Source organism: Streptosporangium sp. NPDC000563 (assembly GCF_040299985.1).
In the GTDB taxonomy this organism is placed as follows: domain Bacteria; phylum Actinomycetota; class Actinomycetes; order Streptosporangiales; family Streptosporangiaceae; genus Streptosporangium.
In genome coordinates this window covers 92814-104451 of sequence record NZ_JBEPDA010000025.1, presented here as the reverse complement: position 1 = coordinate 104451, position 11638 = coordinate 92814, and the positions used below count along the sequence as shown (strand labels likewise).

Annotated in this window: 10 protein-coding genes; 9 read left to right on the top strand and 1 reads right to left on the bottom strand. The window is 69.9% G+C overall.

Annotation, left to right across the window (positions count from 1 at the left end):
- Window positions 1-161: 161 nt before the first annotated feature.
- The 7 genes from ABT352_RS34865 to ABT352_RS34835 all read left to right on the top strand — a co-directional run bounded on the left by ABT352_RS34865 (window position 162) and on the right by ABT352_RS34835 (window position 7803).
- Window positions 162-1037 carry a carbohydrate ABC transporter permease gene (locus ABT352_RS34865; protein WP_350949281.1) on the top strand — a complete coding sequence of 292 codons (876 nt, stop codon included), beginning with the start codon at window positions 162-164 and terminating at the stop codon, window positions 1035-1037.
- Entirely contained in the window at window positions 1034-1951 is a 918-nt protein-coding gene (locus ABT352_RS34860) for a sugar ABC transporter permease (protein ID WP_350949280.1), read from the top strand. The genes ABT352_RS34865 and ABT352_RS34860 overlap by 4 nt, the downstream gene beginning before the upstream one ends.
- A 50-nt stretch (window positions 1952-2001) precedes the next feature.
- Complete coding sequence (locus ABT352_RS34855; RefSeq protein ID WP_350949279.1) at window positions 2002-3618, top strand: glycoside hydrolase family 13 protein; 1617 nt, start codon at window positions 2002-2004, stop codon at window positions 3616-3618.
- A complete protein-coding gene (locus ABT352_RS34850; protein WP_350949278.1) occupies window positions 3608-4663 on the top strand; it encodes a LacI family DNA-binding transcriptional regulator in 1056 nt (351 codons plus the stop codon). The genes ABT352_RS34855 and ABT352_RS34850 overlap by 11 nt, the downstream gene beginning before the upstream one ends.
- Before the next feature lie 160 nt (window positions 4664-4823).
- Entirely contained in the window at window positions 4824-6116 is a 1293-nt protein-coding gene (locus tag ABT352_RS34845; protein ID WP_350949277.1) for a right-handed parallel beta-helix repeat-containing protein, read from the top strand.
- 94 nt (window positions 6117-6210) lie between these two features.
- Complete coding sequence (locus ABT352_RS34840; RefSeq protein WP_350949276.1) at window positions 6211-6849, top strand: ACT domain-containing protein; 639 nt, start codon at window positions 6211-6213, stop codon at window positions 6847-6849.
- Between the two features lie 228 nt (window positions 6850-7077).
- Window positions 7078-7803, top strand: a complete 726-nt coding sequence (locus tag ABT352_RS34835; RefSeq protein WP_350949275.1) for a hypothetical protein — start codon at window positions 7078-7080, stop codon at window positions 7801-7803.
- Between the two features lie 66 nt (window positions 7804-7869).
- Here the strand turns inward: ABT352_RS34835 and ABT352_RS34830 are convergent, their stop codons facing one another.
- Complete coding sequence (locus ABT352_RS34830; RefSeq protein WP_350949274.1) at window positions 7870-9159, bottom strand: ABC transporter ATP-binding protein; 1290 nt, start codon at window positions 9157-9159, stop codon at window positions 7870-7872.
- Between the two features lie 294 nt (window positions 9160-9453).
- Here ABT352_RS34830 and ABT352_RS34825 point away from each other — a divergent pair, with 294 nt between their 5' ends.
- Window positions 9454-10524, top strand: a complete 1071-nt coding sequence (locus tag ABT352_RS34825) for a LacI family DNA-binding transcriptional regulator (RefSeq protein WP_350949273.1) — start codon at window positions 9454-9456, stop codon at window positions 10522-10524.
- Window positions 10525-10547: 23 nt separating this feature from the next.
- A complete protein-coding gene (locus ABT352_RS34820) occupies window positions 10548-11558 on the top strand; it encodes a carbohydrate kinase family protein (protein ID WP_350949272.1) in 1011 nt (336 codons plus the stop codon).
- Window positions 11559-11638 lie beyond the last annotated feature (80 nt).

The window sequence follows — 11638 nt, the reverse complement described above, 5'->3', positions numbered from 1 at the left end:
TTTCACTTTCTCTTTTTTTGTATTGTGGGGGGCCCAGTCGCTGCGGCTATTAAACCCCCCGGGCGGGGCGGGGGCGGGGGCCCCCCCCCCCCCCCCGCGGCCGGGGCCGCCCCCCGGGGGCCCTCCGGCTGGCGCTGGGCAGGCACTGGTACGCCTGGGCCATGGTCGCCCCGGTGATCCTGGTCACCGCCCTGCTGGTCGGCTGGCCGCTCGCCAGGGGCGTCTACCTGTCGCTGACCGACGCCACCGAGGCCAACATCGGCCGGACGATCGGCGTCAACGTCATCCCCTCGACGTATGAGTTCGTCGGGTTCGACAACTACGTCGCGATCCTGACCAGCGGGCTGTTCTGGGAGAAGCTGACCTGGACGGTCGTGTGGACCGTCACCTGCGTGGGATTCCACTACGGGCTCGGGCTCGGTCTGGCCCTGCTGCTCAACCGCAAGGTCAGGTTCCGCTCGGCCTACCGGCTGCTGCTCATCCTGCCGTGGGCGATCCCGGGGTTCGTCTCGGCGTTCATCTGGCGCTACCTCTACAACAGCGACTTCGGCGTGATCAACGCGATGCTGCGGGCCGCGGGCCTGGGAGGGGTCGGCTGGCTCGACGACCCGACCACCGCGAAGATCGCGGTCATCGCGGTCAACGTCTGGATGGGTGTGCCGTTCATGATGGTCGCCGTGCTGGGCGGGCTCCAGTCGATCCCCGGTGAGCTGTACGAGGCGGCCGAGGTGGACGGCGCCACGCCGTGGCAGCGCTTCCGCTTCATCACGGTTCCCAGCCTGCGTACCGTGTCGAGCACGGTTGTCCTTCTGGGCACGATCTGGACGTTCAACATGTTCCCGGTGATCTATCTGATCAGCGGGGGAGGGCCGGGAAGCTCCACCGAGATCCTGGTCACCTACGCCTTCCGCGAGGCCTTCACCGGCGTCCGCAACTACTCCAACTCCGCGGCCTGGGGAGTGATCATCCTTCTGCTCCTCGTCGTGCTGGCCGTGGTCTACCGGCGCTCGCTGCGCAAGCAAGGGGAGGTCTGGTGAGCACCGTCAGTGGCACCGCCGGCAGCACCGCCACCACCGGGGCCGGAAGCGGACGCGTCAAGGGACGCGGGGAACGCGGGGAACGCGGGGAACGCGGTGTGGGCGCGTCGATCCTGCTGCACGCCACCCTGCTCGCCGCGGTCGCCGTCTCGCTGTTCCCGATCGTCTGGCTCTTCCTCACCTCGCTCAAGCCGCGCGACGGCTGGCTCTCCAGCGAGCTGGAGATCTTCAACCAGCCCTCGCTGGACAACTACGTCCGGGTGCTGACCGAGACGCAGTTCCCGACCTGGCTGCTCAACTCGGTGATCGTCGCCGGGCTCACCACGGTCATCGGCGTCTTCCTCGCCTCCACGACCGGGTACGCGGTCAGCCGCTTCCGCTTCCCCGGCTATCGCGGGGTGATGTGGATGCTGCTCGTCATCCAGATGTTCCCGGTGGCGATCCTGATCGTCCCCCTCTACAACCTGATGGCGGGCCTCGGGCTGCTCAACCAGATCCCCGGACTCGTCATCGCCTACATGACGGTGGCGGTGCCGTTCTGCGCGTGGATGATGAAGAGCTACTTCGACTCCATCCCGCGCGAGATCGACCAGGCCGGGCTGGTCGACGGGCTCACCCCGTTCGGCACGTTCTGGCGGGTCGTGCTGCCCCTGGCCAGGCCGAGCCTCGCGGTCACCGCGTTCTACTCGTTCATGACCGCCTGGGGCGAGGTGGCCTACGCCACCGTGTTCATGTCGCAGGAGGAGAAGCGCACACTCGCCATCGGGCTCCAGCAGTTCGTCGGCCAGCACTGGTCGGACTGGGGCCTGCTCACGGCCGCGGCGGTGCTGATCGCGGTCCCGGCCGCGGTCGTCTTCCTGCTCGTCCAGCGGCATCTGGTCACCGGGCTTACCGCCGGTGCCACGAAGTCGTAACACCACCGTGCTACTACATCCTGGTACGTCATCCGATCGGGGGATTTAATATGACCGAGCTTGTCCGGGCGGGCCTCGCTGCCGGGGCCGTCACCCGATGGTGGCGCGACGCGGTGATCTACCAGGTCTACGTGCGCAGCTTCGCCGACGGCAACGGCGACGGCGTGGGAGACCTGCTCGGCGTGCGCGGCAGGCTCCCGTACTTGGCCGACCTGGGGGTCGACGCGATCTGGCTCACCCCGTTCTTCACCTCGCCGATGGCCGACTTCGGCTACGACGTGGCCGACTACCGGGACGTGGACCCCATCTTCGGGTCGCTCGCCGACGCCGGGGCGCTGATCGAGGACGCGCACCGGCACGGCCTGCGGGTCATCGTGGACGTGGTGCCCAACCACACCTCCGACCGGCACGCGTGGTTCCTGGAGGCCCTGGCGGCGCCTCCGGGAGACCCCGCGCGTGAGCGCTACATCTTCCGCCGGGGCAGGGGCGCCGACGGGGAACTGCCGCCCAACGACTGGGAGTCGGTCTTCGGCGGCCCCGCGTGGACCCGGCTGCCCGGCGGCGAGTGGTACCTCCACCTGTTCGCCCCGCAGCAGCCCGACCTGAACTGGGAGAACCCCGAGGTCCACGCGGAGTTCGAGTCGATCCTGCGGTTCTGGCTCGACATGGGCGTGGACGGCTTCCGCGTCGACGTCGCCCACGGCATGGTCAAGGCCGAGGGCCTGCCCGACGTCGGCCACGCCGACCAGGTCGGGATGATCGGCACCGAGGTGGTGCCGTTCTTCGACCAGGACGGCGTGCACGAGATCCATCGCGCCTGGCGCAAACTGCTCGACTCCTACCCCGGGGAGCGGATCGGTGTCGCCGAGGCGTGGGCGCCGTCCTCGCAGCGGCTGGCCAACTACGTCCGTCCCGACGAGATGCACCAGGCGTTCAACTTCCACTTCCTCGTCACCCCCTGGGAGGCCGCTCCGTTCCGCGCGGTCATCCAGGAGTCGCTCACCACGGCGGGGACGGTCGGCGCGCCGTCCACCTGGGTGCTTTCCAACCACGACGTCAAACGCCATCTCACCAGGTATGGGGGCGGAGAGATCGGCCTGCGCCGCTCCCGTGCCGCCGCCCTGCTGACGCTCTCCCTGCCCGGCTCGGTCTACGTCTACCAGGGTGAGGAACTCGGGCTGCCCGAGGTCCTCGACCTGCCTGAGGAGTTCCAGCGCGACCCGCAGCGCCTGCGCAACCCCGACCACGGGCGTGACGGCTGCCGGGTGCCGCTCCCGTGGGCCGGCGACGAGCCGCACTTCGGCTTCAGCCTGCCCGGCGCCGAGGCGACCTGGCTGCCCATGCCGCCCTCCTGGGGGCCGCTCAGCGTGGCCTCCCAGCTCGACGACCCGCTCTCCACGCTGAACCTCTACCGGGAGGCGCTGCGGATCAGACGCGAGCGCCGCTCCTTCGACGACGCCCCGCTCACCTGGCTCGACTCCCCGGAGGGCACCCTCGCCTTCTCCAGGGGCGAAGGCTTCGCCTGCACGCTCAACCTCACCGGCGAGCCCGTGGAACTGCCCGCCCCCGGGCGGATCCTGCTGGCCAGCACGGAGACGGCCGTCGAGGACGGCGTGGTGCGGCTCGCCCCCGACTCCGCCGTCTGGTGGGAACCCGATGTCGCATAGCACCGGGCAGCTCGGCGCCGGCGGCGGCACTGCGAGGCTGACCGACATCGCCGCGCAGGCCGGGGTGAGCGAGGCCACGGTCAGCCGGGTGCTGAACGGCAAGCCGGGCGTGTCGGCCCTCACCAGGCAGGCGGTGCTGACGGCTCTGGACCTGATGGGCTACGAGCGCCCCCAGCGGCTGCGGCAGCGCAGCAACGGGCTGATCGGCCTGGTCACTCCCGAGCTGGACAACCCGATCTTCCCCGCCTTCGCCCAGGCGTTCGAGAAGACGCTCACCCAGCACGGCTACACCCCGGTGCTCTGCACCCAGCTGCCCGGCGGGGCGGTCGAGGACGAGTTCACCGAGGTCCTCGTGGAGCGCGGGGTGAGCGGCATCATCTTCGTCTCCGGGCTGCACGCCGACATCACCGCGCGCTCGGACCGCTACACCCAGCTGATCGGGCAGGGCGTGCCGATCGTCCTGCTCAACGGGCACGCCGCCGACGTGCCCGCCCCGTTCATCTCCCCGGACGACCGGGCCGCGGCCCGGCTGGCGGTGCAGCATCTGGCCGACCTCGGGCACGAGCGCATCGGCCTGGCCGTCGGCCCCGGCCGGTTCGTGCCGGTGATCAGGAAGATCGAGGGGTATCGGCAGGCGATGGCGCAGTTGCTGGGGGTGACGGAGGTCGACGAGTGGATCTCGCATTCGTTGTTCTCGGTGGAGGGTGGTCAGGCGGCCGCGGCGCAGTTGCTGGCGCGGGGGTGTACGGGGATCGTGTGCGCGTCGGATCTGATGGCGTTGGGGGCGATCCGGGCGTGCCGGGATCGGGGGTTGTCGGTGCCGGGGGAGGTGTCGGTGGTGGGGTTCGACGACTCGCCGTTGATCGCGTTCACCGATCCGCCGCTCACCACCGTGCGCCAGCCCGTGCAGCCGATGGTCACCGCCGCCGTGCACACCCTCCTGGAGGCCGTCGCGGGCGCGCCGGGACAGCACTCCGAACTGATCTTCCAGCCGGAACTCATCGTGCGGGGCTCGACGGGATCGGGTCCCAAGATCGTTCGCTGAACGTGCCCGCGTCGCCCTCTCGCCACGATCCGTGCCCCGCCTGGGCGAGGCGTAGATAACGGTCGGCTGTGGGTCCGTCACTCGGATCGCTGAGCGAACTCCGGGTGTGCGAAGATCTGCGCTGACATAACGGCGGTGAAGGCGATGGAGCGTACCAGGAATGAACTCGACGAGGCCGTGGGCCGCTCCCGTGGCGGGGGCTCTCATGGTGGGAAGCCTGCTTGTCGCCGTGCCGGGGGCCGCCGGAGCCACGGGGGCCGCCGGAGCCACCGCGGCCACGGCGGGCACCGTCTACTACGTCGATTCCAGATCCGGTGACGACTCCGCCGCCGGGACCTCGGCCGCGACGGCCTGGCGCAGCCTGGACAACGTGAACGCCGCCACCCTGGGCGCCGGTGACACCGTGCGTCTCAAGCGCGGCGGCAGCTGGCCGGGAGTGCTCACGCTGTCCGGCAGGGGCACCGCCGCCGCTCCCGTCGTGGTCGAGCCCTACGGCAGGGGCACGGCTCCGAGGATCAGCGGCAGGGACGAGGACTGCGTGGTGATCACGGGTTCCTACGTGCGGGTCGTCGGGGTGAGGGCCGTCAACTGCCGGTGGGCCGGTTTCGAGGTCAGCGGCAACCGCAACGAGCTCGACCGCGTGATCGCCGAGCGCAACATCACCGGGGTCCACCTCATGGGCAGGTACAACGTCGTCAAGAACAGCCTGCTGAGCGAGAACAACCGCATGAGCGTCAACACCAAGGGCGGCGACGACGACTCCGGCGCGTTCGGCGTGCTGCTCAACGGCGACGACAACCTCGTCACGGAAAACGTGATCACCGGTAGTTACGCCGCCAGCGAGGACTACGGCACCGACGGCGCCGCCGTCGAGGTGTTCAACGGCAACCGCAACCGGGTCACCCACAACATCGCCAGGAACAACGAGACCTTCGTCGAGCTCGGCGCACAAAAGGGGAAAACCGCCGCGGGCAACATCTTCGCCCACAACGTGGTCACCTCCTCGCGCAGGGCCGCCTTCCTCGTCACCCGAGGCGCTCGCCACGTGGTCGGGCCGGTGAAGGGCACCGTCGCGGTGCACAACTCGGTCTACCTGCCCGCACGCAAAACCCTCGGCTGGATCTGTCACGACGGCTGCTCCCCGGGAATCCTGAAGCTGCGCAACAACATCATCGTGGTCGGCGGCGAGGTGGGCTTCGAGGACGGCAAGGGGGCCGACGAGGACGCCGGCGTCTACAAGGGCCGTTCCCGCAAGTTCAAGCTCGGCCCCCGGTCGATCATGGCCGATCCCCGGTTCAGGAGCCGGACGGACCTGCGCCTGCGCCCCGGTTCCCCGGCGCTCGGCCGCGGTGTCAAGCTCGGCCCCGACTGGTACGGGGGCACGGGGCTCGCCCGTGACCTCTCCGGCGCCGCGCTGTCCGCGTCTCCCGCCGCCGGGGCCTATCAGTCCTGACTTATACCTATTTCAGGTCTTATTTTGGACATCTCCCTGGAACCTCCGTGAAACCTGGCTAGGACAGTCTGGTGCGCAGAGTGAGGTGATCGGCATGATGTTGCGGCTACGCGTTTCCTTCCCCGACAGGCCAGGCGCCCTGGGGCAGGCGGCCCGGGTGCTCGGCACGCTGGGCGCGGACATTCTCCAGGTGACGGTGCTGGAACGTGAACTCGGCCGGGCGATGGACGACTTCACCGTCTCCTGGCCCGGCACCGTGGACGCGGAGACGGTGCGAGACCGTCTCTCCGGTGTCCCCGGGATGCGCGTCGAGGGCGTCTGGCCCACCCGGGAGATTCCCGGCGCCGCCCCCGACTACGACCTGCTGAAGCATGTCGCCGCCGATCCGGGCAGGGCCTTCGCCACCCTCGTGGACGCCGTGCCCGACCTGGTGAGCGCCGATTGGGCGGTGATCGTGTCGCCGGAGAGCGGAGAGCTCCTGCACCGCAGCTGGCAGGCGCCCGAGGCCTTCGACGAGGGGAGCGGTCTCGTCGGTGTCAAGGTGACCGATCTCGCCACGCTGAGGCCCGCCGTCCTCGGCTCGGGGCGGCACCAGCTGATGAGCCTGCCGGTGCCTGGGACGAGCCGGCACCTGATCCTGGCCAGGGCCGACGGCCCGCCCTTCCACCGCGCGGAGCTGGACCGTGCCATGCGTGTCCTGGAGATCGTCTCCATCATGGGACGTACTGCTTGAGTGCCAGCGTTTCCGATATGTCGGTTATGGGGTAGGAAGACGAGGAGTGGCCTGATGCCACTCCCGTGACCGGGCATTCCCGCCCGTCGTGCCCCGTCCCGCCCGTCGCGGGCCGGCTCCCCGGCGAGGCGATGGCCGCCGCCCACACCCGCATCAGCTCTCCCCCCGACAGACGCCGCAGGTCGTATCGGTACCGGGCCCTCGCGGGTCCGGGAGGAGGGCAGCCTGATGCCTAAGCGCCATCACGTCGTGACGACGAGCCTGCTCGGGCTCTGTCTGGGGGTGAGTACGGCCTGCGGGAGCGGGGGACCGGTCGCCGTGGACGCCGCCCCCGCGCGGGGCCTGGAGACGGTGCGAAGCCCCGGTCCCGGGCAGGGCGCGACCCCCGGTGCCACCGCCACGCGAAGCCCCGCATCCGTGCCCGAAGGATTCAAGCTGATCGGAGGGCCCGCCAACGGCGTCGTCGTCGCGGTCCCCAAGGACTGGGTCGCGCTCGACCTGGCCAAGGACGACCTCGACAAAGGACTGAGGAACAGCGGCCTGTCGGGGCCCATGCTGGAGCAGGCCAAGGAGAGCCTGCAGACCCTGGTCGAAAACAAGGGCCTCTGGGCCTCGGGCGGCGCCTCGGCAGGGCCCTCCGCGAACGGATTTCCCACCAACCTCAACGCCTTCTGCCAGGCCGGCCGGCAGATCTCGACGGAGCAGCTGATCAAGGAGACCAGAACCCAGCTCGAACAGCTCGGCGCCAAGGTCGTCGAGGCGAGGAGGGTGCCGATCGGCTCCAAGGAGGCGGCACGGCTCGTCTACTCGTTCGAGACCAACGGCGTCCGCATCCGGGGCACCCAGTACTACGTGCCCGCCGAGGACAAGACCTGCATCGTCACGCTCAGCACCGACACCGAGGGCGAGCAGGCGCTGTTCGACCGGATCGGCGAGACGATCAGGACGGTCTGACCGGCGCCCCCGCCCGTACGACCGCCGCCACGACGGTGCCGGGGTGGTGCCGGGGTGAGTGTCGTCTCAGCGCTGCGGCGGGTCGATGCGGGCGCCGTCCATGGTGAAGAGCATCAGGCGGGTGACGTCGACCCCCACCCTGGCGGGCTCTCCCGCCCGCCAGACCGGCCGGGAGCCCAGACGGACGATGAGGTCGGCCCGGCGGTGGCCGCCGGAGCGCTCCTGCTCCTGCTCCGGCTGGGGCTCGTCCTCGTCGAACATGGCACTGGGCATCAGCCTCCGCAACACCGAACGGACCCGCCCGCCGACGAGGGGGACGCCCATGCCGTTCATCTTCTGACGGGGGTCGGGAGGCTCGGGGACGGTCACGGAGGTGAGCCCGCTCTCGACGTAGGCGAGCCACTCGTGGCCGTGGTACTCCAGGGCGCGGACGCGGCCGAGGAAGGTCGGTCCCTCGAAGCTGTCGGGGACCGGGGCCAGGCAGTCGGGACGCAGGCCGACGATGATCTGGCGGCCCACGTGCTGTGAGATGACGTACGCCCTGGGATCGGTCCAGGGGATCATGATCTGGTGCGGGCCGAAGTCCAGCAGGATGAACTGGTTCTGCGGGGTGCGGACGGTGGCCGCGAGCAGGTTGATCTGCTGGGAGCTGAGGAAGGCCGCGGTGAAGGCGGTCGCCGGGTCGTTGTAGACCTGTGCGGGGGTGCCGACGTCCTGCAGGACGCCGCGGTTCATGATGGCGATCCGGTCGGCCAGGGTGAGGGCCTCGACCTGGTCGTGCGTCACGTAGATCGTGGTCACTCCGAGGGAGCGGACCAGCGACGAGATCTCCATCCGGAGCTCGGTGCGCATGCCCGTGTCCAGGTTGGAGAGCGGCTCGTCCATCAGGAAGAGGGAGGGCTGACGGACGATCGCGCGGCCCATCGCCACCCGCTGGCGCTGGCCGCCGGAGAGCGTTCCAGGGCGCCGCTCCAGGGTCTCGTCGATGTGCAACGCCTTGGACAGCTCCGTCACCCGCTCCTTCACCAGCGAGGGGTCGGCCTTGGCTATCTCCAGGGGGAAGGAGAGGTTGCCGCGTACCGTCCGGTGCGGGTAGAGCGCACCGTTCTGGAACACCATCGCCACGTCGCGGTCGCGGGGAGCCAGATCGTTGGCGAGCGTGCCGCCCAGCCACAGGTCTCCCTCGGTGACCTCCTCCAGGCCCGCGATCATCCGGAGCAGGGTGGATTTACCGCAGCCCGAAGGGCCAAGCAGCACGAGAAACTCCCCGTTCTCGGCCCGCAGGCTCATGCGGTCGATCGCGAGGTATCCGCCCGGGTATACCTTGCTCACGTTGTCGAGAACGACGGTACTCATGCGCGCTCGTTCCTCCCGGGCGCCCCCGCCCGGATCCCAGCTGTGTGATTGATGAGGTAGTACATCGCGACACTTACCCGCGTGTCCATAGATGTCGTTAGAAATCGCTCATCTGTTAGTTACTTCTCCGCTCCCCGACGTGACGACCAGCGGTGACAGGGAGCCCTGACCAGACCGCCAGACGAGGGTTGAAATGTTACAGTTTGCGAAAAGTTGCAGAAACGAATTTCATGGAGGGCGCCGGACGCCGATCGGTTCGCGCCCGGTTCAGCCGCATGGTGGGGTGACTTCCTGATGGACGATGAGCTCCCTCGGAACTCGCGATCCCGCTCCGACGGGACGACGATACGGCTGGCCGACATCGCCGCGCAGGCCGGGGTGAGCGAGGCCACGGTCAGCCGGGTGCTCAACGGCAAACCCAGCGTCTCGCAGTCGACCAGGCAGGCGGTGCTGACGGCTCTGGACCTGATGGGATACGAGCGTCCCCAGCGGCTGCGGCAGCGCAGCAACGGGCTGATCGGCCTGGTCACTCCCGAGCTGGACAACCCGATCTTCCCCGCCTTCGCCCAGGCCATCGAGAAGGCGCTCACCCAGCACGGCTACACCCCGGTGCTGTGCACCCAGCTGCCCGGAGGAGCCCCCGAGGACGAGTTCACCGAACTCCTGATGGACCGCGGGGTGAGCGGCATCGTCTTCGTCTCCGGGCTGCACGCCGACACCACGGCGAAGATGGACCGTTACAGCCGCCTGATCGAACGCGGACTGCCGATCGTCCTGCTCGACGGCTACAGCGAGCGCGTCGAGGCCCCGTTCATCTCCCCGGACGACCGGGCCGCGGCCCGGCTGGCGGTGCAGCATCTGGCCGATCTCGGGCACGAGCGCATCGGTCTCGCCGTGGGTCCGCGCAGGTTCGTGCCGGTGATCAGGAAGATCGAGGGGTATCGGCAGGCGATGTCGCAGTTGCTGGGGGTGGCGGAGGTCGACGAGTGGATCTCGCATTCGTTGTTCTCGGTGGAGGGTGGTCAGGCGGCCGCGGCGCAGTTGCTGGCGCGGGGGTGTACGGGGATCGTGTGCGCGTCGGATCTGATGGCGTTGGGGGCGATCCGGGCGTGCCGGGATCGGGGGTTGTCGGTGCCGGGGGAGGTGTCGGTGGTGGGGTTCGACGACTCGCCGTTGATCGCGTTCACCGATCCGCCGCTCACCACCGTGCGCAAGCCCATCGGCGCGATGGCCTCGGCGGCGGTGGCGACCCTCCTGGAGGAGATCAACGGCGTCCGTGCCAAACACGTCGAGCTGATGTTCCAGCCCGAACTCGTCGTCCGCCGCTCCACCGGCTCGGGCCCCCTGGTCAAGGGAACACGTTGAACACGTTGAACACGTTGAACACGGTGAACGCTGTCCACGACGTCGTCGTCATCGGCGGTACCGGCGTCGACACCACCGCCTACGTGCCCTCGCTCCCCCTGCCGTACGCCGACACCTACCCGGTCCCCCCGGTGATCGACCGGATCGGCAACACCGGCAGCGGTGTCGCCCTCGGCTGTCACGCGCTCGGGCTGAGGGTGAAGCTGGTCGACCTGATCGGCGACGACCCGCAGGGCAGGTTCATCCGGGCCCACTTCGAGGAGAAGGGGGTGGACACCGGCTGGGCGCTCGCCCCGCAGGGGACCCGGCGCAGCGTCCTGCTCGTCGGCCCGGACGGGCGGCGCACCTCGCTGTTCGACCCGCGCGCCGCGGCGGGCGAGCGACTGCCCAGGGAGCTCTACCTGGACGCGGTCCGCGCGGCCCGGCACGTCCACGTGTCGATCACCGACTTCTCCCGGCACGTCTACCCCGACCTGCGCGACGGGTCCGGCCCGCGTACCGCTCCCGAGCCGGTCCGCGGCACCGGGGCGGGAGCCGGACCGGCGGCGGGGATCGCCCTGGGCGCCGGGTCGGTCTCCACCGACCTGCACGACTGGGACGGCGAGAACGACCACCACAGGGACTTCGCCTACTCCTCCGACCTGGTCTTCCTGTCGGCCACCGCACTCGGCCCGCGCCGCGACGAGGTCATGCGCGACATCCTGGCGCGCGGCAGGGCGAGGGCCGTGGTCTGCACGGAGGGCGCCGAGGGCTGCCACGTCCTGGACGCGGACGGGCCGCGCGCCTTCCCCGCCGCACCCCTGCCGGGCCCGGTGGCCGACAGCAACGGCGCCGGGGACGCGTTCGTCTCGGGGGTCCTGTACGGCCTGCTCTCCGGCCGTTCCCTCGACGACTCCATCCCCCTCGGCGCCGTCGCCGGAGCCCACGCCTGCACGTCGGAGGGCACCCACGAGAACCCCATCACCGAGCCGGACCTCCTCGGCCGCGCGGGAGCGCTCGGTGACGGAGCTCAGGTGTCGCGACAAGTTCGCTGACCTCCTCGGCCGGACAGGGAAGCCGGTCCCCGTGAGGCCGCGCGAGCGGTTCGGCGGGGAGTCGCCCCCCGCCGGCGGCA

Coding starts and splice junctions, on each gene's coding strand:
- ABT352_RS34865 (WP_350949281.1), top strand. CDS start 162: ATGGTCGCCCCGGTGATCCTGGTCACCGCCCTGCTGGTCGGCTGGCCG.
- ABT352_RS34855 (WP_350949279.1), top strand. CDS start 2,002: ATGACCGAGCTTGTCCGGGCGGGCCTCGCTGCCGGGGCCGTCACCCGA.
- ABT352_RS34850 (WP_350949278.1), top strand. CDS start 3,608: ATGTCGCATAGCACCGGGCAGCTCGGCGCCGGCGGCGGCACTGCGAGG.
- ABT352_RS34845 (WP_350949277.1), top strand. CDS start 4,824: ATGAACTCGACGAGGCCGTGGGCCGCTCCCGTGGCGGGGGCTCTCATG.
- ABT352_RS34840 (WP_350949276.1), top strand. CDS start 6,211: ATGATGTTGCGGCTACGCGTTTCCTTCCCCGACAGGCCAGGCGCCCTG.
- ABT352_RS34835 (WP_350949275.1), top strand. CDS start 7,078: ATGCCTAAGCGCCATCACGTCGTGACGACGAGCCTGCTCGGGCTCTGT.
- ABT352_RS34830 (WP_350949274.1), bottom strand. CDS start 9,159: ATGAGTACCGTCGTTCTCGACAACGTGAGCAAGGTATACCCGGGCGGA.
- ABT352_RS34825 (WP_350949273.1), top strand. CDS start 9,454: ATGGACGATGAGCTCCCTCGGAACTCGCGATCCCGCTCCGACGGGACG.